The sequence below is a fragment of the Aquimarina sp. genome (assembly GCF_977115655.1).
Genome location: NZ_CDSBKO010000005.1, coordinates 89,460 through 108,518 on the forward strand (window position 1 = coordinate 89,460; position 19,059 = coordinate 108,518).

Here is a 19,059-nt window from a genome sequence, read left to right on the forward strand (position 1 = left end):
TTCTAACTATTGTTGTGTTATGTATATTATAATCAAAAAAGCCCCAAACAATTGCTTTAGGGCTATATTTTGTGTCAAGATAATTCTATTTCGAATTGTGTTAGTTCTTTAAATTGCTGAAGTCGTTTTTGAACTTCATCTTTATTTAAGTTTCCCATTCGTTCTGTTCCAAATTTTTCTACGCAAAAAGATGCTAAGTTTGATGCGTGAATGATTGCTTTTTTCATATTCTCGAACGAGACATCACCTGTTTTTGTTAAATACCCTGCAAAACCACCTGCAAATGTATCTCCTGCTCCTGTAGGATCAAAAACTTCTTCTAATGGTAATGCAGGTGCAAAGAAAATTTGTTCCTCATGAAACAACAGTGCCCCATGTTCTCCTTTTTTAATCACTACATATTTTGGACCCATTTTTTCGATCGCTCTTGCAGCTTTTACAAGGGAATATTCTCCACTTAACTGTCTGGCCTCTTCATCATTTATAGTAATCACGTCTACTTTTGAAATTACTTTTAAAAGATCCTCCAAAAAAGCATCTTCCATCCAAAAATTCATGGTATCTAATATGGTAAGTTTTGGTCTATGAGTAAGTTGTTCTATAACACCAAGCTGTACCAATGGATTTAAGTTTCCTAACATCACAATATCTGCGTCCTTATAATTATTGGGAACTACAGGATTAAAATCAGCAAGTACATTAAGTTGTGTGTCTAGTGTATCTCTTGAATTTAAATCATTGTGATATTTGCCACTCCAAAAAAAAGTTTTTCCTCCCTTTACTATTTCTATAGCAGAAATATCAATATTCTTTTCCTTTAGCATTTGGAGATAATCTACCGGAAAATCTTGACCAACTACAGAAACAATTGCAGAAGAAACATTAAAATTAGATGCAGAAAGGGCTATATAAGGTGCTGCTCCTCCTAATATCTTATCTGTTTTACCAAAAGGAGTTTCAATAGCATCAAAGGCAATAGAGCCTACAATAAGTAATTTGCTCATAAAGTAGCGTAATAATTTTTTTGCAAATATACGTTTTACTTTTAGTTAGACCTTCAAGGTTTTTTAAAACCTTGAGAGTCTATACTCAAAAGGTGTTATTTATTTCAAAAAAACTTTTCCTGATTGTTGTTTTTATCCTTGTCTGACAGATGTTAGGATCAAGATGTTTACGTTTTTTATTTTTCAAAAATCAAAAAGTATTTTGGGGTATTTATTAATGTTTCTTTAATAATCAATAATCTTAAAGTAAGCTCACGAGGTATACTCTTTAAAAATATATTCTGTTTTCGAGGCAAGCTTTGGGAAATCAGACTCCAAATAAGGGATTAAATTATTATCTCGTGTCTCATTTTATAACGACAGAATCCTTAAACCAATTTTTTTACTTCACTATATCATAGTTTATCAAGGTTTCGTCTGCTCTTCAACTATGTTAAAATAATAATTTTTAAGCACTATAGTTAAAAAAAAAATAATGTTTTATTAAAATTAATGACATAACACTAAAATAATCTTAAAAAAATTACGTTCTTGTATCCAACATAAACTCAAACTTACAATAATTATGAAAAAATTAAATTTAGCTAAACTTGTTTTAGCTACCTCTCTTTCAGTTTTATTCTTCAATTGTGAAAAAGATTCTGAATTCACAGCCGAAACAAATCAGGACGCAATCGCAAAAAGTACTGCTCATGTATGTATTGAAAAATGGAATACTAATGAGTCTAAAGCCGCCAGTGTTAAAGATGTACAATGGCAACCTGGACAAACTATCCGTGTAAAATTTTTAAATGGAAGTAGCTATTTACAATCCAAAGTAAAGCAATATGCTGTACAATGGGAAGACCATGCCAATATAAAATTTGAATTTGTTTCTTCTAATAGTAGTGCAAATATCAAAATTGGTTTCGGCAACTATAATAATGCAAAAGGGTATTGGTCATATTTAGGAACTGATTCTAATAATCAATCTCATAGTATGCATTATGAGTATTTTAACAACAATACACCTGATGAGGAATTTAGACGTGTTATAGTTCATGAATTTGGGCATGCACTCGGGTTGATCCATGAGCATCAAAATCCTGTTGCAGGAATTAACTGGAACAAAGAGGTTGTTTATGAGTATTACCAAAGAACTCAAGGATGGACCAGAGCACAGGTAGATAATAACCTGTTCAGACGTTATGAAGCAAGTACTACTAACTACAGTGCATACGATCGATTATCAATAATGCACTATCCTATTCCTGCAGAACATACTACAGATGGCGTTTCTGTAGGGAACAATACTCAATTATCTACCACAGATAAGTCTTTTATTGCAAGAATATATCCTGGTTCTACTACTGGTGGTGGTAAATGTGACGGTGTAGCCGAGTACAACAGTAACGACACTTATTCTGTTGGCGATAAAGTAACATATCGAGGAAATTTATACCAAAAAACTGCTAACGGATGGGATAATCTTGGTGCATGTGATAGTACACCTAATGGCGATATTTGTGCTGGCGTTGCTGAATATAACCGTAATAATACTTATTCTGTTGGTAATAAAGTAACTTATCAAGGAAATTTATACCAATTAACAGCTAACGGATGGAATAATCTTGGTGCATGTGGTACATCATCTGCAACAACAAAAAGTAATGCAGTATTTCCTACTTTGAATAATTAAGAAATAAATAATATTTATATTTTTAAAAAGCCCTGATCTTGTATCGGGGCTTTTTTACATCTAATTCTTTTTAACAACATCATCCATTATTCCAGTGACTATAATACAATATGCAGGCAATACTACCTCCTCATCGATCAGCACCTTGTATTTAAAAATAAATACATTGTTTAATTCAACTCATCCCTATTTCTGCTTGAGAAAACAAGCTTACATAATCTTATACCATAAAATTTCAAATTCATAATACACTCCTTATTTTAGTTGAAGTCTCTTCAATAACTGCTCTATATTTTCCTCATAAGTAATTGCATGTGGATGACTCTCTCCATATTTGTGAATATGCATTTTATTAAGAAAAAAAAGAAAAACGTTCACTGTTTACAAAACCATCATTATACGCTTTATATATATAGGGAAATAACACTAGCTGCTTGTTAAAAGATTGATGTAAAGCAATTACGTTTAAAGCATAATTAGCTTTTGAATCAGATTCTAAATAATCAGGATATCCAAAAGATTCTAACATATTTTTTTGTCTTTAAAAAATTCATAGAATCTGTATCCACCATTTTTCTGGCATAATTCTGAAATTCTTCTGACTTCATATCACAATTATTCCTTTTTAAAATCTCCAATTTTTTATCCGAACCCCTTACTTCTTGATCTTGTTGAAATAAATCTACAAGAAATTTTTCTTTCTTTTCTTTTCTTTTGTATGTAAAGAAGTTATCAAAGAATCAAGATCCATAAAATGATAGTTAACTTGATTCATCTATTTGCTACAGGATATGATTAAAACGAAACTTATAATATACATATATTTCAAAAACACCTGATTCTTTAAAATTATCTACCTATTCTATCAAGGCTTTTCGGTTTTCGCCTGATTGTTGCGCAACAACTATCATCTATCCTTATTTAAAAAGATAGTTTATACATAATAATATTCATTGATTTTATAAATATCTATTTCGAGACAGTTATCAAATAACTGATTACTATAGATATTCATTTTAGGGTAGGATAATTTATATACTAAAATAGAATAAAAATTCTTATTAAGTAATGAGAAAAAACCATGATGTTTTATGGTTATTGATTTATGCTTTTTGATCAAAAATCCATGTTACTTCCTGCCAAAATCTGCAGGAATTTCTCCCCATGCTTTGGTTTCCCATTTTACAATTTTGGTGGTATATGTATTATTTTTAAGCCAGTGTACTGCACGATCTACCAATGCAAACATTTCTGTATTTTTGGATGTTCTTACTAAGTTGGTTTTGCAGGTTTTTTGTTTTACCCAACCTATCGCTATTCTAGAATCAGAATACAGTATACGATCACTATTTATCTTTTTAAGATACGCAAGCCCATGCACAAGAGCCAAAAATTCTCCTATATTATTTGTTCCTTCAGGAAACGGGCCTTGATGAAAAAGCTGTTTGTAAGTTTGGGTATCTACTCCACGATATTCCATTTTACCGGGGTTACCACTAGAAGCAGCATCTACTGCGATAGAATATAAGTTAGGCTCTCCTACTTTTGATAATTGCTCTGGGGTAAGAGCCTTTTTAGGGCTACTTTTTCCTTTATAATCTTCATAATCTCCTTTATATGCTTTTTTTGCAATGTCAAAAGAATCAAAAGATTTGTATTTTGCTCCTGTAAAACCATTTACAGCTGCCTTACAATCTTCCCATTTTGTATAAATTCCTGGTCTGTGCCCTTCCCAGACAACATAAAATTTTTCTTTTTTTGACATATCTTCTAAATATTTTTTGCGTTACGAATAGTAATAGTATGCTTTTTTGGTATCCTGAAGTTTTCGAAGAATACTAAAAAACATACCTGCCAACTCTTCAAACATTATTGTTTTTTGTCTGATTCTACTATAAAGCACACCACTATAACGAAGTATCGGCTTCTGGAAACAACAATTTTTTTATCACGACAGGAAAATGTTTATATTCTAATTGATGAATCGCATTTGCAACATCTTCTGCAGTGTCTCCTTCTAATACGGGAGTTTTAGCCTGAAATACGATAGCGCCTTCATCATAATGTTCGTTTACATAATGAATGGTAATACCGCTTTCTTTTTCTTTATTTTTCACTACGGCTTCATGCACATGATTGCCATACATTCCTTTTCCACCATATTTTGGTAACAGGGCAGGATGAATATTTATGACCATATCAGGAAAGGCTTCAATAATTTTTTTTGGAAAAATCCATAAAAACCCTGCCAGTACAATTATGTCTGGCTTAGCATCTTTTAAGACATTAAGCACCTCATTTGTGACATAAAATGACTCTTTGTCAAAATGTAATGCCTTTACTTTCAAGGCATGAGCTCGTTTTAATACTTTGGCACGCAGGTTGTTAGAGAACACATGTGTAACCTCGGCAATTTTTTGCTCATGGAAGTATTTAATTATATTTTCGGCATTGGTACCAGAGCCGGAAGCAAAAATTATGATACGTTTCATAATAAATAGTATAAAATTGTTAATCAGAGAGCACAAAAAAAATAATAATTATTCATTTTTAGGCAGCAAAAAGGCAATACTTCGCTATATTTGATAAAATACAAATACATTTTTGTGGGATTGTGGGGTTTTAAAATAAAGTTTTTTATTTTTGCCACCTAATTAAAAATTAAAATTAAACATTATGTCAGACATTGCATCAAGAGTAAAAGCGATAATCGTTGACAAATTAGGAGTAGACGAAAACGAAGTTGTGAATGAAGCTAGTTTCACAAACGATCTAGGCGCTGATTCATTAGACACTGTAGAATTGATTATGGAATTCGAAAAAGAATTCGATATTCAGATTCCAGATGACCAAGCTGAAAACATTGCAACAGTTGGTCAAGCAATATCGTATATTGAAGACGCAAAGTAATAATTTCACAACAGAATATGAATCTTAAGCGAGTTGTAGTCACAGGACTAGGGGCATTAACGCCTATCGGTAACAATATTGATGAATATTGGGATGGATTAATTAATGGTAAAAGCGGATGCGCACCCATTACTTATTTCGATACCGAAAATTTCAAGACTAAATTTGCTTGCGAAGTCAAAAATTATTCTCCTACAGATTATTTTGATAAAAAAGAAGCTCGCAAACTAGATAAATTTGCACAGTATGCTATAGTATCTTCAGAAGAGGCTATAAAAGATGCTGCTATCGACATGGAAAAAGTCGACAAATTTAGAGTTGGTGTAATCTGGGGTGCTGGAATTGGCGGAATAGAAACTTTTCAGGAAGAAGTAATTGGCTATGCCAATGGAAACGGAACGCCTCGTTTTAATCCTTTCTTTATTCCAAAAATGATCGCCGATATAGCTCCCGGGCATATTTCTATTCGAAATGGTTTTATGGGACCTAACTATACCACTGTTTCTGCATGCGCTTCTTCTGCCAATGCTATGATCGATGCTCTAAACTATATACGTTTAGGACATTGTGACATTATCATTACAGGAGGAAGTGAAGCTGCAGTAACTATTGCTGGTATGGGAGGATTTAATGCAATGCACGCTTTATCTACAAGAAATGAGAGTCCTGAAACTGCCTCCAGACCATTTGACGCTACCAGAGATGGTTTTGTGCTTGGTGAAGGTGGTGGAACTCTAATTCTTGAAGAATACGAACACGCAAAAGCACGGGGTGCTAAAATCTATGCAGAAGTCGTTGGCGGCGGAATGTCTAGTGATGCATATCACATGACAGCTCCACATCCTGACGGAATAGGCGTAGAACGCGTGATGCTTAATTGTTTAAAAGATGCAGGTGTTACACCAGAACTAGTAGATACTATAAACACTCACGGGACATCCACTCCATTAGGAGATGTCGCAGAATTGAAAGCTATCACTAAAGTTTTTGGGGATCATGCACCTAATATCAATATCAATTCAACAAAATCTATGACAGGACACCTGCTTGGCGCTGCTGGAGCAATAGAAGCAATTGCTTCTATATTGGCAATGCAAAACAGTATAGTGCCCCCTACTATCAACCACACTACTGTGGATGAAAACATAGATTCTTCTTTGAATTTGACCTTAAACAAAGCTCAAAAACGTGAAATTACATACGCAATGAGTAATACTTTTGGCTTTGGAGGTCATAATGCTTGTGTATTATTTAAAAAATTGAACGAATAATGAATGTTATTCGCAACATATTAAATTCCCGCTCTGAAAAGAACGGGAATTTTTTTTCTAAAATTCAGAAAATTGTAGGTTTTAAGCCAAAAAGTATTGGTCCTTACGAAAAAGCATTTACCCATAGATCTCTAAATCTAAAAGATAAAAAAGGAAATGCTATTAATTTTGAAAGACTCGAATTTCTTGGAGACGCTATGCTTAGTAGCGTTATTGCTGCGCACTTGTTTAAAGAAGTGCCTGAAGGCAATGAGGGTTACCTAACCAAAATGAGGGCCAAAGTAGTAAGCAGAAAACACCTTAATGAGTTAGGCAAGGATTTAAAACTAATAGAATTAGTCAAAACCAATATTCCAAAATCTCAATTTGGGATAAATATACACGGAAACCTTTTTGAAGCTTTAATAGGGGCTATTTATTTGGATCGTGGCTATGTGTATTGCGAGCGGTTTATTAAAGAAGCGGTAATTGACCCGTATGTGGATATTGAAAGCCTGGAAGGACAAATAATTAGCTATAAAAGCTTATTGATAGAATGGTGTCAAAAAGAGAAAAAAGTATTTAACTACGAAGTATACGAAGATACCGGAAAAGATGAAATGAAACATTTTGCCGTAAAACTTTGGATAGATGATAAAGTAATTGCTAAAGCAAGAGCTACTTCAAAAAAGAAGGCAGAAGAAAAAGCATCAAAAAGAGGTTATTTTGCATTTCAATCCAAAATAAATAATTAAGTGCTTTGTTTTAAGTCTTCAATTATTAAAAAAAATAGTTGGACTAGTCAATATCTTTAAAAAATTCTTTTAAAGAAATATTGTGAATATCACAAATACGAATAAGTGTGTTTAAAGTAAAATTAGAGCCTTTTTCTAAACGCCAATAGTGTTTTCGGTCTAATCCTTTATCTATAGCAAATGTTTCGTAGCTTGTATATCCAGCATTAAGTCTCAATTGCTTGATGTGTTCTCCTATCAACTTAATACGTTGTAATTTGTTTTGTTCATTCATAATCAACGACATTAAACGTCTGTATTCACAAAAGTCCGCATTCAGATGTTAAAAAATTACGGTTTATAAGCCGTAATTTCAAGACATATAACACTGATTTAAAAAGAAAATTTGTAACTTGCAGCGTATCAGATAACAATATCCAGATGAGTATACAAAAAAATGAAGCCCATTATATTTTTATGATTGAAGTATTGAGAGCACTTCATTTACAATCTGATAATTTTTTTTATGATGTTTTACAAAAAACCCCGTATGAGGTTTTAATATACAACTGGATGGATAAGTTATACAAAAGTGGCAAAAGTCGTGAGGAAGCCATCGAATATATTCATCGGGCAAGACGTCTTTATATCCTAAGAACTTATGATGCCCCAAAACATTAATATGTCAAATTTTTGATACACCATTTTCTTATGCTTAACAAAAATTATAAAAACCTGAATCCAGAAGAAAAAGAAATTGCTATTACAAGATTATCAGAGTATGCACGAGTTTCTAAAGAAATTATCCAAAAAGTACTCTTGGAAATGAACCCGGTAATAGATATTATAGATGGTAAAGCCGCATTTTATAAAAATACACTGTTAAGACTTTATAAAAAAATTGAAAACCACACTAAGTAAATTTTATCAAAACTTTATCAAATTAATTTCTGGTTTATTAAAACATGAACTGCTGCTTTACAGACAGATTGATTTTTCAGAAACAAAAGATACTAACGCAATCGTTTTCGTAAAATATCTTTATGCTTAATTAAACTTGTTAGGTGATTTTATTTGTATATTTCGCGTTAATTCTGAAACAAAAAAATCCAAGTGGCTGTTCAACGGTTAGTATTAGATTCCTTTGCCGATGATGATTATGAACTCATTGCTATTCATTGTTCATTAGCTTCATACAGGCTAGCATTTCTATTAAATAAAAACTTGAATTTAAGGCTTTTCAGAAAAAAAGAAGATATTATTTTTTCGCATAAGGATTTAATTGCCTGTTTTCCGTTATATCAATTTGAAGATCATTTTCAATATACCATATATAACCTTTTTGGAAATAAATTTCAGGCTCAAACAGAGCAAAAAAACAATATCACAAATGGGTTATTTACTGCTTTGGCAGAGGATACCCTGGTAACAAAATATTTAATTCCTGAATTAAAAAGTGTAGATTATTTTTTAAAAATTGAAACAGAAGCATCTAATTTTTCCAGTAAGTCTTTACTGTTAAATATGCTAAACATTTCTCAAATTATGACTGCATATATAGTAGATCATACGATACTCAAATCAAAGAACAATTTAATATTTGAATAATGCCTAAACGTAAAAGAACTAAAATAGTAGCTACTCTTGGACCCGCTACAAGTAATATAGAGATTTTAAAAAAAATGCTGGATGCAGGTGTAAACGTGTTTAGAATAAATTTTTCACATGCAGACTATAAAGATGTTAAGGAGCGCATACAAAATATACGTAAACTAAGTGAAGATCATGGCTATAATGCTGCGATACTTGGTGATTTGCAAGGGCCAAAATTGCGTGTAGGTGTTATGAAAGGGGATATTATTGTTAATGATGGGGATACTATTAATTTTATAACAGGAAAACCTTTTGAAGGAACATCGAAAGAGGTTTATATGAATTATAAAAATTTTCCTAAAGATGTAAAAGCCGGAGAAAGAATCCTGTTGGATGATGGTAAATTAATTTTTGAAGTTGTTTCTACCAACAAAAAAGATACTGTTACTGCCAGAGTAATACAAGGAGGGCCATTAAGGTCAAAAAAAGGGGTCAATCTTCCGAACACCAATATTTCTTTACCTGCATTAACCGAAAAAGATGTAAAAGATGCCATTTTTGCTTGTGAGCAAGGAGTAGATTGGATTGCTCTATCTTTTGTGCGTCATGCCGATGATTTGATTAAATTACAGAATCTTATCAAAGAACACAGCGAACATAAAATACCTATTATAGCTAAGATAGAGAAACCCGAAGGTGTTGAAAATATTGACACTATTGTAGCATATTGTGATGGATTAATGGTTGCCAGAGGAGATCTTGGAGTAGAGATTCCTGCACACGAAGTTCCGTTAATTCAGAAAAAATTAGTTTTAAAGGCAAAAATTGCCAGAATACCAGTCATAATAGCAACACAGATGATGGAAACTATGATTGACAGCCTGACCCCTACTCGTGCAGAGGTAAACGATGTTGCAAATTCTGTTATGGATGGTGCAGATGCGGTTATGCTATCTGGTGAAACATCTGTTGGAAAATATCCTGTGCAAGTAATTGAGACTATGTCTAGAATTATTAAAAGCGTAGAAAATTCGGATTTAATAACTGTTCCTCAAAATCCACCACATATAAGAACAAACCGATTTATTACCAAATCTATTTGCTATCACGCTGCACACATGGCTAATGATATTGATGCCAAAGCTATATGTACATTAACAAATAGTGGGTACACTGCGTTTCAGATCTCTGCCTGGAGACCAGATGCCCATATTCTGGTTTTTACCAGCAATCAAAGGATTCTGTCACAACTTAGCCTTTTGTGGGGTGTAAAAGCTTTTTTTTATGATAAATTTGTAAGTACCGATGAAACTGTAGAGGATATTAATAAAATTGCGTTAGATCGTGGTTTTGTAGAGCAAGGAGATATGTTGGTTAATCTGGCTGCAATGCCTATAACTGCCAAAGGGATGGTTAATACCCTTAGGATTTCTCAAGTATAAAATAACTTCTTAAAGCCTCAGTGAGGCTTTAAGTTTTTTATATCAATGCTCTTAAAACAAGTTGCCTGCCAATTTTTTTATACGGCTTGTTTTAAAAAAATAGCTTCCAGTTCTTTTAAGGTAACCGGTTTTATAAGATAATCTTTGACGGTATTAATGCTCTTGGCTCTTTCTATATCTACCGGATTGATAGAAGAGCTTACAATGTACAGTGTAATTGTTTTTTCGAGCTTGTTTTTGATCTTGGTAAAGTTTTCCAAAAACTCCCATCCGTCCATAACAGGCATATTTAAGTCCAGAAAAATAATATCCGGAATTGTTTTTTTGTCTAAATTCGTCAAAATGGCTTCAAAGTAGGTAAGGGCTTCTTTACCGTTTTGAAATACCATCAAATTTTTACAAAGGTTTTTTGCCTCTACAATCTTTTTTACAAGATTTACATACATATTATCATCATCTATTATACAAGCCAATCCAATTTTTTTATTCATAATCTATATGTTTTTTAATTTTAAAATTCAATTATAAAAGTGGTTCCTTTATCTACCTCACTCTCTACGGTAATTCTGCCACTTAATGATTCTATTTGATTTTTTGTTAAAAACAATCCTATTCCTACTGCATCTTTATTGTGATGAAATGTTTTATACATACCAAATATTTTGTTTTTAAATAATTTTAAATCAATTCCTTTGCCATTGTCTGATATTTTTAAATACTTTTTGTCATTTTTTTTATACGTTTTTATATCTATTATTGGGTCTCTGTCTATATGTTTATATTTTATTGCATTGGTTATCAAGTTTAATAATATACTTTCCAGATATGCGGGTATATAGTTAATCTTATCCAACAGACTAAAATCTACTATAATTTTGGCTTTGCTTATAGAGATCATTTGACCGATACCATTGGTAACCACACTAAGGGCATCTTGAAATTTGACAACTTTTTTTTCTTGATCTTTATTGGTATGGATTGCGGCAATCTCGTTAAGGTGTTCTATAGTTGTGTTTAAGCTATGGGATATTTGTTTGATATCCTTGATAAACCCTATTTTGTCTTCAGGATTGTCTATCTCTTCTATTAATTGTACCAATAAGGACAGATTACTGGTATGGGATCTAAGGTTATGGGATACTATATGTGCAAAATTAAACAGCCTGGAGTTTTGAGATGCTATGATATCTATAGATTTTTGCAATCCTAGTTCTTTTTTTTTGATTTCATCTATATCTTGAAAAACACCTCTAATCCCGATTATTTCTTTGTTTTCATTATATACCGGTTTTCCTATTGCCCTAACCCAAAATATTCTTTTATTAGCTGTTACCATTTTAATTTCTGAATTAAAAGGCATTCCTGTCATTGCACAATTAAAAAACAAATTTGCTGCTTTTTGTTGTGATTCCTCTGCGTAGTATAGTGCAGATTTTTTAAGAGAAGGGATATAGTTATCGGGGTATTCTAAAATTCGTCTGGTTTCAAAGTCCCAAAAACTTTTTTTTTCTATAAAATCTACATACCAACTACCGGTAGCGGTCATTTGGGCAGTTTCTTTATAGTAAAAATTGTCTTTTGTAATAGTGTGTTCGGATTCTAGTTTTATTTCGAAAAAAAAGATAAGATCAAACTCTGATTTTATATTTACTGGTAAGCTATCATTGGTAGCACATCTAAACAGTTTATAAACATCTCCATTGGATTTAATTTTTATATATTGCTTAAAATTAACAATATTACGCCTGTAACTAATAAAATTATCTCTGAAAACATCTACATCTTCGGGATGTATTAAGTGTTTTAAAAAATAATCGATGGTAGGCTCTACTTCATTTTTTGTATATCCTAAATTGCTATAAAACTTTTCTGACCAAATCTCCCTTTCCGGATTTTTATGCAGTTCCCAATACCCTGTATTGAAATCTTTTATTACATTATTAAAAAGTTCATTCTGAAGCATTAGAAAAGTTTTGGAAATAATTATCTTAACAAGATAAGAATTTCTTACTTATTTTCCTGAATCGTATCTAATCTAATCGCCAGGGCTTTGGTAGAAATCTGAACTTCTATAAACGACAAAAAAAGAGAGATCATTAGTAAGAGTAAGCTTATACCAAATACCAGGTTAGCCCATACTAATTTTTCTATATATAACAAAAACATAGTAATCACACTGGTCAAAAAGCTTAAGATAGCTATTGCCTGCATATTTCGTATTAGCGATAATCTTTTTCTTAGGTTTTTGATTTGCAATACGGTGTTTTTGGATGAAGAAACCAGATATTCATTATGTAACTGTCTAATTAAAGCTGCAATAGCCAGATATCTGGCATTATAAGCCAACATAGTCAGGGATATTGCAGGAAACAATAATGCGGGGATACTCATTGTAAGAGTCATAACAATCTTTATTTAGGCTACTAATTTAAATGAAAAAAAGGAGTGCTATTATTGTACTGCCCACTATAATTTAATTTATGGTTTGTTATAAGTTATTTTTACAAATATCCGGCACTAATTTTTAAACTACATTTTAACAAAATCTGTGAATTTTTTCATGAAACACTAAAATTTTAAAGCATCTTTTTACTTCTGCATAGAATATTTTATACTACTTTTTCGTTTCCTGTAAAAGTCGCCATACATAATATGCAACGAATGAAAATTACTGCTGGTCACCAGCAAGCAATGCCATATATAGTAGTTGAAAAAGCTGAGGATTTTATAGATTTTATTCGAAAAATTTTTCAAGCACAGGAAATGGTAAGAAATCTGGATCTGGATAACAGAATACAACATTCTGAGATAAAAATAGGGGATTGTACTATTCTTCTTTCCGAAGCTTCATCACATTACCCTGCTCATCCCGGATCTATGTATGTATATGTAAAAGACACAGACAAAACCTATTATGAGGCTCTTGATGCCGGAGCCAAATCCTTGATGCAACCTATGGAAGAGGATTATGGTGCCCGGGGAGCAGGTTTTCAGGATCCATTTGGTAATACCTGGTGGATTGCCACATTAAACTAGGTTTGGTCTGTATCTATATTAAGTAGTGGTTTACGCTTTTCTGCCAGAATCAAAAAAGCATAAACCATTTATAACGTATTAGTTACATCCCAAATCAATTTGAGATTGTATATCATTGGTAGGAAAACATTGTCCGGATTTTAATCTTTCGGGAACATATCTGTTTAAATTGCTATCCCGCAAACTATTTTCTACAAAAGCAGTAAGGTTATTTATTTCTTCGTCTGTTAAACCAATGGTTCCAAATTGAGGTGCCAGATTTTCAACGGTTGCTTCTGCAGACTGTGCAACCCCGTTGTTTTTGTATGCAATAACATCTCGTACAGATGTAAATGTGCCTCCATGTCCATAAAAACCATTATCTACCAAATTGTATAAAGTAGGGGTTTTAAACTTGTAATTATCAGCAGTATTTTTGGTAAAACCACCTCTTCCTTTTTTTACATTTTCGAATCCGGCATTGTCAAGAACTATTGCTTTACCAGAGTTATCAAAATCACCCATTCCAAATGCATAAAAACCTTTATCACTTAAAGCAGGTCCACTATGGCATTCGTAACATTTTCCTTTACCAAAAAAAGTTATAGCACCCCTTTTTTCTGCATTGCTCATAGCACTACGATCTCCTTTTAGCCATTCTTGCCACGGGGATTTATTTGCAAGCAAGGTCCTTTCGTATGCTGCGATTGCAAGACCTGCATTTTTGGTTGTATAACGTTGTGTTTCTGTAATATCAGCAAAAGCCAGATCAAACATTTCTTTATAACCAAAAGTAGTTACAAAATCTTCATCCACTAATAATCTATGAACTCCCTGCCCTTTTATAGCCTGAACTTCTATTCCTTGAAATCCTAAAAAATTTTCAGGTATTTGACCCCAGTTTGCTTCGGTACCTTTATTGGTTCCTGTACCTCCAAATTGTCCGTTCCAAAGCATTACATCCTGGTATGCAACATTTAAAAGGGTAGGAGAACGAATAGGTTGTATATCTACAGAATCTATAGGAACAGTTGTATTAATTATCCTGTCGCCACCATTGGTTCCAAATCCAATACCACACTCTCCAATCCCTTGCTTTAAAGCAGAACTAAACCCTGCAGCAGCCTGATGACAGGATGCACAGGAGTATGTAGCTTTCATTTCTGCCATTTTTGGTTTTCTGCCCAGCGCAGTTTCATGCAACAATAACTTCCCTAATTCTACTTTTTCTTTAGTAATTATATTTAAAGGATCTTGAGGAATCTTAAGATAATCATCACTTTCTGGTAAAATAAAATAAGATAAGGTTTTATCTTCAGAAAGGGTTGTTAAAATAGTAATTAAGTCTTTATCCAATCTTGATCCTACGGGGATATAATCATCATCGTCGCTACAAGAAAATAGAAATAAAGAAATAATACATGTTAGAGTAATTATTTTTTTCATAGGCATTCATTTTTTTATACCAGTTATTGTTTAAATTTTTTACATATAAATTCAAATGATAAATGGTGGGTTAGTATAAATAAAATTGTTTTTCCACTACGAAAGTAATAAAAATCAACACACTACAAAAGAGGAAAACATCCCTAATTTTGTTATTTTGTCAATCAGTACTTCCATAAATTGAATTGTTAATGAAGTATTTATGCCTCAGGAACCAATTTTTGCTTTTTGTGCGAAAAAACATTCATAAAAATTAAGGTAACCATTGCGGGGATTAACCAGGCTAAGCTATACTTTCCAAAAGGAAGGGTTTCCAGAATTGGATCAACAAATTTTTGCATTCCTATGGATCCCAAAAAATCAGGAATACTGAAAATGATAGTTATAACAACTACTGCTCTAAATACCAACGGAGCAGTAAATCTGTTTGGCAATAAATTTAAAACTATCAAAACAATAGTTACAGGATAAATAAACATAAGGGCTGGTATGGCTACAACAACAATATAATGAACATCAAACTGCCCTATCAAAACACCTAAAACACAGGCTATAATTGTAGTAAGGATATATGCTTTTTGAGAGTTTTTAAACAGTCCCTTTATAAAATCTGCAGTACCGGTTATGATACCAACTGCGGTGGTAAAACAAGCTACTCCAACCAGGATACTTAAAAATGTTTTTCCAATATTGCCAAGGGTTATTAAACTTAAACCAGATAGTAGTTCTGTTCGGGTTACATTGGTGTCAAATTGGTTGTTAAACAATGCTCCGCTATATATCATCCCAGAATAGATTATCAAAAGCCCCATTCCTGCTACAATACCAGAGCTTATAATTAGCCCCCTATTTTTAATAAAATTATTCTCTCCTTTTATTTTTAAAGAGATTATAATAACCCCGCCAACAACAACAGCACCTATGGCATCAAAAGTTTGGTATCCCTCCAATAATCCTTTAATCATTGGTGTTTTAAATTGAGATGGGTTTATAACAGGGTCCTGTACAGAAAAAATACCAATAAAAATAATACTTAAAACAACAATAAACAGAACAGGAGATAAAAATTTACCCAACAGGTTAAGAACTTTGGACCGATTAAGTACAAAAAGCAATACTAAAGCAAAATAAATAATACTTGTTAACCATGCACTGGTTCCAAAAAAAGGTTGAATTGCCATTTCGTGAGTTACAGAGGCAGTTCTGGGAGAAGGTAACGCAATCGAGATCAAATATACAAGAATACAGTAAACAAGACTAAAAACAGGAGATACCTTTTTTGCAAAATCCAGCATAGTACCTTGTAGTTTTGCATGTGCAAAAATCCCAAATAAAGGTATAATTACCGCAGAGATAACAAAGCCAAACATAACCATCAACCAGGCATCTCCGGCTTTTAAACCAAGAAGAGGAGGGAACATAAGGTTTCCTGCTCCAAAAAACATAGAAAATAATGCAAATCCTGCCACGAAAGTTTCTCTATTAAATCTCATTTAGTTAGGTTTATGAACCTTAAAAATAAACTTTCATAATGATATTAGCATATAAAGGGATTAAAATAAGTTATACCTCCTTAGGAAAAGGAACTCCTGTGGTATTTCTTCATGGGTTTTTAGAAAATTTAAGTATGTGGGAAGAAACAACAAAATTTTTGATGAACAACTATCAATGCATTTTGATCGATCTTTTGGGTCATGGTGATTCAGAAAACATGGGATACATACATACTATGGAAAATATGGCAGAAGCGGTAAAAACTGTTTTAGAAAACCTGGGTATATCCAAAGCGGTCTTTGTAGGACATTCTATGGGCGGATATGTGTCTTTGGCCTGTATAGATCTTTTTCCTGATCTGGCTTTGGGTATTGCATTGCTTAATTCTACTTCGTTACCAGACAGTGAAGAAAGAAAACAAAACAGAACCAGAGCTATTAATATTGTAAAAAACAACCCTAATGCATATACCAGTATGGCAATTGCTAATCTTTTTGCCGAAGAAAACAGGTTACACTTTGAAAATGATATATATAAAATTAAAGATCAAGCCTCTAAGATATCTTTACAAGGAATCATTTCTGCTCTTGAAGGGATGAAGATTAGAAAAGATCGAACCAGTGTTTTAGCAAATTTTAAAGGTCCTAAGATAATTTTTGCAGGAATCAAAGATCCGGTTCTATCTTATGAACAAAGTTGTTTGGAAGCAAAACAAAATGGTATAGATTTAATTAGTTTTGAAGGCGGGCACATGTCTTATCTCGAAAATAAGAAGCAATATATGATGGCACTTGACCGGTTTTTGAATTCTGTATAATCAATAACCCCGAAGCAATCTTACAAAGTATGCTTCTGGAAAATATATTTTGTTTTTGAGACAAGCCCCTTTAACCTCTCGATGAGGGGTTAATAAACAGAAGTATATTCTTACTTTGGATAATCAAAAAAGCTTAATAAGTAGACAAAATACATTTTTATCGGTTAAAATTCATCCTATAAACGGTGTTTTAAATAAAAAACACCTGTTAAATGTGTTTTTTTCTTACAAAAGTATGGATAGTAATAAAAAAAATATTATTATTGTATTGATAATGAACCCTTAACCTTTTTATATGAATTTTTTAACCCCTAAAAGTAATGAAAAAAACTACCCCTAACTCCGTATTTTCTTTTTCCAGAATCTATTGTTCTTTATTTGGTCACAATTACCTTCTTTCTAAAAACGTTACACACCATATAAAAGAGTATACATGTTCTCATTGCGGTGAGCAAGCTACTACTAATAGCAGAGGGCAATTAGAAATAATGACCCCAAAATTAAAAGAAATTAATAATGCTTTGGCTTTTGTACATGCCAAAAAAATGGCAAAAACCAATATAGATACCTCTTTTCAGGCAGCATCTTGATTATTCTTTCATAGGATTCCATCCCTGAGCTTTTATCTCTATCTTTTCATTAGATCTGGTAACTAGCCCTATGCCACTTTTTTCATCTGTTATATGTCCAATAACAGTTAAACTAGGATTTGCTTTAATTTTTGGATAATCTTTTTGTTGGATAGTAAACAATAGTTCGTAATCCTCTCCACCATTTAAGGCTACAGTAGTACTATTTAATTTAAACTCTTCGCAAGCAGATATTACCGTAGGATCCAACGGGATTTTTTCTTCATACAAATTTACTCCAACTTTAGATTGTTTACATAAGTGTATAATTTCAGAAGATAAACCATCACTTATATCAATCATACTTGTAGGTTGTACATCAAGAGCTTTTAAGAGTTCTTTTATATCTTTTCTGGCTTCGGGTTTAAGCTGCCTTTCTATAAGATATGTATATGGATCCAAATCCGGTTGTGAATTTGGGTTGACTTTATAAACTTCTTTTTCTCTTTCTAATACCTGAAGCCCTAAATATGCTGCTCCCAAATCTCCGGTTACCACCAAAAGATCATTTTCTTTAGCACCACTGCGATACACCAGTTCTTTTTCTTCGGCATGTCCTACAGCAGTTATACTAATTAATAAACCAGTTGTTGAAGAAGTAGTATCCCCTCCTACCAAATCTACATTATAAATTTTTGAAGCTGCTTCAATACCAGAATATAATTCTTCCAAAGCTTCTAAAGGAAACCTGTTTGATACTGCAATAGAAACGGTTATTTGAGTTGCTGTTGCATTCATTGCATATACATCAGACAGATTAACAACTACAGCTTTATACCCTAAATGTTTTAACGGTACATAAGATAAATCAAAATGTACTCCTTCAATCAATAAGTCTGTTGTTAAAACACATTTCTTATTCTTAAAATCCAAAACCGCCGCATCATCACCAACGCCAAGGGTTGTAGTTTTTTGCTTGATTTTGAAACTTTTAGTTAAATGATTAATAAGTCCAAATTCCCCTAATTCAGATATCTGTGTTCTTGATGTATTTTTATTTTCAATCATTTTGCAAATTTAGGTAACACAACATTTTTATCCATCATA

General features: G+C 32.5%; 22 protein-coding genes. 11 read left to right on the top strand and 11 right to left on the bottom strand.

Annotated elements, in window-relative coordinates:
• Positions 1–74: 74 nt before the first annotated feature.
• Positions 75–1,004, bottom strand: coding sequence for a PfkB family carbohydrate kinase (locus ACZIYX_RS03665; RefSeq protein ID WP_462680837.1), 930 nt, complete (start codon positions 1,002–1,004; stop codon positions 75–77).
• A 565-nt stretch (positions 1,005–1,569) separates the two neighbouring features.
• Between ACZIYX_RS03665 and ACZIYX_RS03670 the strand changes: the two genes are divergently transcribed.
• Positions 1,570–2,682 carry a matrixin family metalloprotease gene (locus ACZIYX_RS03670; protein WP_462680838.1) on the top strand — a complete coding sequence of 371 codons (1,113 nt, stop codon included), beginning with the start codon at positions 1,570–1,572 and terminating at the stop codon, positions 2,680–2,682.
• Between the two features lie 352 nt (positions 2,683–3,034).
• Here ACZIYX_RS03670 and ACZIYX_RS03675 read toward each other — a convergent pair whose 3' ends face one another.
• The 3 genes from ACZIYX_RS03675 to purN all read right to left on the bottom strand — a co-directional run bounded on the left by ACZIYX_RS03675 (position 3,035) and on the right by purN (position 5,174).
• Positions 3,035–3,211 (bottom strand): hypothetical protein, encoded by a 177-nt coding sequence (locus ACZIYX_RS03675; protein ID WP_462680839.1) that lies wholly within the window; start codon positions 3,209–3,211, stop codon positions 3,035–3,037.
• 600 nt (positions 3,212–3,811) lie between these two features.
• Positions 3,812–4,447, bottom strand: a complete 636-nt coding sequence (locus ACZIYX_RS03680; RefSeq protein WP_462680840.1) for a ribonuclease H1 domain-containing protein — start codon at positions 4,445–4,447, stop codon at positions 3,812–3,814.
• Between the two features lie 142 nt (positions 4,448–4,589).
• The gene (gene purN, locus ACZIYX_RS03685; protein WP_462680841.1) at positions 4,590–5,174 is read right to left on the bottom strand and encodes a phosphoribosylglycinamide formyltransferase; all 585 of its coding nucleotides are present in this window, start codon (positions 5,172–5,174) and stop codon (positions 4,590–4,592) included.
• A gap of 184 nt (positions 5,175–5,358) precedes the next feature.
• Between purN and ACZIYX_RS03690 the strand changes: the two genes are divergently transcribed.
• The 3 genes from ACZIYX_RS03690 to rnc are packed head-to-tail and all read left to right on the top strand — an operon-like array spanning position 5,359 to position 7,597.
• Complete coding sequence (locus ACZIYX_RS03690; RefSeq protein ID WP_024768509.1) at positions 5,359–5,592, top strand: acyl carrier protein; 234 nt, start codon at positions 5,359–5,361, stop codon at positions 5,590–5,592.
• Between the two features lie 17 nt (positions 5,593–5,609).
• The gene (gene fabF / locus ACZIYX_RS03695; RefSeq protein ID WP_462680842.1) at positions 5,610–6,863 is read left to right on the top strand and encodes a beta-ketoacyl-ACP synthase II; all 1,254 of its coding nucleotides are present in this window, start codon (positions 5,610–5,612) and stop codon (positions 6,861–6,863) included.
• Positions 6,863–7,597: a ribonuclease III gene (rnc, locus tag ACZIYX_RS03700; protein ID WP_462680843.1), complete on the top strand. Its 735-nt coding sequence runs from the start codon at positions 6,863–6,865 to the stop codon at positions 7,595–7,597. The genes fabF and rnc overlap by 1 nt, the downstream gene beginning before the upstream one ends.
• 43 nt (positions 7,598–7,640) lie before the next feature.
• On the opposite strand, the gene ACZIYX_RS03705 is transcribed toward rnc, so the two are convergent.
• Positions 7,641–7,871: a helix-turn-helix domain-containing protein gene (locus ACZIYX_RS03705; RefSeq protein WP_462680844.1), complete on the bottom strand. Its 231-nt coding sequence runs from the start codon at positions 7,869–7,871 to the stop codon at positions 7,641–7,643.
• A 146-nt stretch (positions 7,872–8,017) separates the two neighbouring features.
• Between ACZIYX_RS03705 and ACZIYX_RS03710 the strand changes: the two genes are divergently transcribed.
• The 4 genes from ACZIYX_RS03710 (at position 8,018) to pyk (ending at position 10,611) form a co-directional block, all read left to right on the top strand.
• Positions 8,018–8,257, top strand: coding sequence for a hypothetical protein (locus ACZIYX_RS03710; RefSeq protein WP_462680845.1), 240 nt, complete (start codon positions 8,018–8,020; stop codon positions 8,255–8,257).
• A gap of 30 nt (positions 8,258–8,287) precedes the next feature.
• A complete protein-coding gene (locus tag ACZIYX_RS03715) occupies positions 8,288–8,497 on the top strand; it encodes a hypothetical protein (RefSeq protein WP_462680846.1) in 210 nt (69 codons plus the stop codon).
• A 192-nt stretch (positions 8,498–8,689) separates the two neighbouring features.
• Positions 8,690–9,184, top strand: coding sequence for an IPExxxVDY family protein (locus ACZIYX_RS03720; RefSeq protein ID WP_462680847.1), 495 nt, complete (start codon positions 8,690–8,692; stop codon positions 9,182–9,184).
• Positions 9,184–10,611, top strand: a complete 1,428-nt coding sequence (gene pyk, locus ACZIYX_RS03725; RefSeq protein WP_462680848.1) for a pyruvate kinase — start codon at positions 9,184–9,186, stop codon at positions 10,609–10,611. Before ACZIYX_RS03720 ends, pyk begins: the two co-directional genes overlap by 1 nt.
• A gap of 77 nt (positions 10,612–10,688) precedes the next feature.
• On the opposite strand, the gene ACZIYX_RS03730 is transcribed toward pyk, so the two are convergent.
• From ACZIYX_RS03730 to ACZIYX_RS03740, 3 genes are read right to left on the bottom strand one after another with little or no spacing between them, the layout of a single operon-like run.
• Complete coding sequence (locus ACZIYX_RS03730) at positions 10,689–11,102, bottom strand: response regulator (RefSeq protein WP_462680849.1); 414 nt, start codon at positions 11,100–11,102, stop codon at positions 10,689–10,691.
• 20 nt (positions 11,103–11,122) lie between these two features.
• Positions 11,123–12,574: an ATP-binding protein gene (locus ACZIYX_RS03735; RefSeq protein ID WP_462680850.1), complete on the bottom strand. Its 1,452-nt coding sequence runs from the start codon at positions 12,572–12,574 to the stop codon at positions 11,123–11,125.
• Between the two features lie 44 nt (positions 12,575–12,618).
• Positions 12,619–13,014 carry a DUF2721 domain-containing protein gene (locus ACZIYX_RS03740; RefSeq protein WP_462680851.1) on the bottom strand — a complete coding sequence of 132 codons (396 nt, stop codon included), beginning with the start codon at positions 13,012–13,014 and terminating at the stop codon, positions 12,619–12,621.
• Positions 13,015–13,263: 249 nt separating this feature from the next.
• Here ACZIYX_RS03740 and ACZIYX_RS03745 point away from each other — a divergent pair, with 249 nt between their 5' ends.
• Positions 13,264–13,647, top strand: a complete 384-nt coding sequence (locus tag ACZIYX_RS03745) for a VOC family protein (RefSeq protein WP_462680852.1) — start codon at positions 13,264–13,266, stop codon at positions 13,645–13,647.
• Between the two features lie 78 nt (positions 13,648–13,725).
• On the opposite strand, the gene ACZIYX_RS03750 is transcribed toward ACZIYX_RS03745, so the two are convergent.
• A complete protein-coding gene (locus ACZIYX_RS03750; protein ID WP_462680853.1) occupies positions 13,726–15,072 on the bottom strand; it encodes a cytochrome-c peroxidase in 1,347 nt (448 codons plus the stop codon).
• Between the two features lie 200 nt (positions 15,073–15,272).
• Positions 15,273–16,565 (bottom strand): branched-chain amino acid transport system II carrier protein, encoded by a 1,293-nt coding sequence (gene brnQ, locus ACZIYX_RS03755; protein ID WP_462680854.1) that lies wholly within the window; start codon positions 16,563–16,565, stop codon positions 15,273–15,275.
• A 38-nt stretch (positions 16,566–16,603) separates the two neighbouring features.
• Here brnQ and ACZIYX_RS03760 point away from each other — a divergent pair, with 38 nt between their 5' ends.
• Both ACZIYX_RS03760 and ACZIYX_RS03765 read left to right on the top strand, forming a co-directional pair.
• The gene (locus ACZIYX_RS03760; RefSeq protein WP_462680855.1) at positions 16,604–17,383 is read left to right on the top strand and encodes an alpha/beta fold hydrolase; all 780 of its coding nucleotides are present in this window, start codon (positions 16,604–16,606) and stop codon (positions 17,381–17,383) included.
• Positions 17,384–17,703: 320 nt separating this feature from the next.
• The gene (locus ACZIYX_RS03765) at positions 17,704–17,973 is read left to right on the top strand and encodes a hypothetical protein (protein ID WP_462680856.1); all 270 of its coding nucleotides are present in this window, start codon (positions 17,704–17,706) and stop codon (positions 17,971–17,973) included.
• On the opposite strand, the gene thiL is transcribed toward ACZIYX_RS03765, so the two are convergent.
• The gene (gene thiL / locus ACZIYX_RS03770) at positions 17,974–19,020 is read right to left on the bottom strand and encodes a thiamine-phosphate kinase (RefSeq protein ID WP_462680857.1); all 1,047 of its coding nucleotides are present in this window, start codon (positions 19,018–19,020) and stop codon (positions 17,974–17,976) included. It abuts the gene before it with no gap.
• Positions 19,021–19,059: the final 39 nt, after the last annotated feature.

Bases quoted from the DNA above. Each gene is read 5' to 3' on its own strand.
- brnQ (WP_462680854.1), bottom strand. From the start codon at position 16,565: ATGAGATTTAATAGAGAAACTTTCGTGGCAGGATTTGCATTATTTTCT.
- ACZIYX_RS03705 (WP_462680844.1), bottom strand. From the start codon at position 7,871: ATGAATGAACAAAACAAATTACAACGTATTAAGTTGATAGGAGAACAC.
- ACZIYX_RS03765 (WP_462680856.1), top strand. From the start codon at position 17,704: ATGAAAAAAACTACCCCTAACTCCGTATTTTCTTTTTCCAGAATCTAT.
- ACZIYX_RS03675 (WP_462680839.1), bottom strand. From the start codon at position 3,211: ATGTTAGAATCTTTTGGATATCCTGATTATTTAGAATCTGATTCAAAA.
- ACZIYX_RS03745 (WP_462680852.1), top strand. From the start codon at position 13,264: ATGCAACGAATGAAAATTACTGCTGGTCACCAGCAAGCAATGCCATAT.
- ACZIYX_RS03750 (WP_462680853.1), bottom strand. From the start codon at position 15,072: ATGAAAAAAATAATTACTCTAACATGTATTATTTCTTTATTTCTATTT.
- fabF (WP_462680842.1), top strand. From the start codon at position 5,610: ATGAATCTTAAGCGAGTTGTAGTCACAGGACTAGGGGCATTAACGCCT.
- ACZIYX_RS03665 (WP_462680837.1), bottom strand. From the start codon at position 1,004: ATGAGCAAATTACTTATTGTAGGCTCTATTGCCTTTGATGCTATTGAA.
- purN (WP_462680841.1), bottom strand. From the start codon at position 5,174: ATGAAACGTATCATAATTTTTGCTTCCGGCTCTGGTACCAATGCCGAA.
- thiL (WP_462680857.1), bottom strand. From the start codon at position 19,020: ATGATTGAAAATAAAAATACATCAAGAACACAGATATCTGAATTAGGG.
- ACZIYX_RS03730 (WP_462680849.1), bottom strand. From the start codon at position 11,102: ATGAATAAAAAAATTGGATTGGCTTGTATAATAGATGATGATAATATG.
- rnc (WP_462680843.1), top strand. From the start codon at position 6,863: ATGAATGTTATTCGCAACATATTAAATTCCCGCTCTGAAAAGAACGGG.
- ACZIYX_RS03715 (WP_462680846.1), top strand. From the start codon at position 8,288: ATGCTTAACAAAAATTATAAAAACCTGAATCCAGAAGAAAAAGAAATT.
- ACZIYX_RS03735 (WP_462680850.1), bottom strand. From the start codon at position 12,574: ATGCTTCAGAATGAACTTTTTAATAATGTAATAAAAGATTTCAATACA.
- ACZIYX_RS03680 (WP_462680840.1), bottom strand. From the start codon at position 4,447: ATGTCAAAAAAAGAAAAATTTTATGTTGTCTGGGAAGGGCACAGACCA.
- ACZIYX_RS03740 (WP_462680851.1), bottom strand. From the start codon at position 13,014: ATGACTCTTACAATGAGTATCCCCGCATTATTGTTTCCTGCAATATCC.
- ACZIYX_RS03760 (WP_462680855.1), top strand. From the start codon at position 16,604: ATGATATTAGCATATAAAGGGATTAAAATAAGTTATACCTCCTTAGGA.
- ACZIYX_RS03690 (WP_024768509.1), top strand. From the start codon at position 5,359: ATGTCAGACATTGCATCAAGAGTAAAAGCGATAATCGTTGACAAATTA.
- pyk (WP_462680848.1), top strand. From the start codon at position 9,184: ATGCCTAAACGTAAAAGAACTAAAATAGTAGCTACTCTTGGACCCGCT.
- ACZIYX_RS03710 (WP_462680845.1), top strand. From the start codon at position 8,018: ATGAGTATACAAAAAAATGAAGCCCATTATATTTTTATGATTGAAGTA.
- ACZIYX_RS03670 (WP_462680838.1), top strand. From the start codon at position 1,570: ATGAAAAAATTAAATTTAGCTAAACTTGTTTTAGCTACCTCTCTTTCA.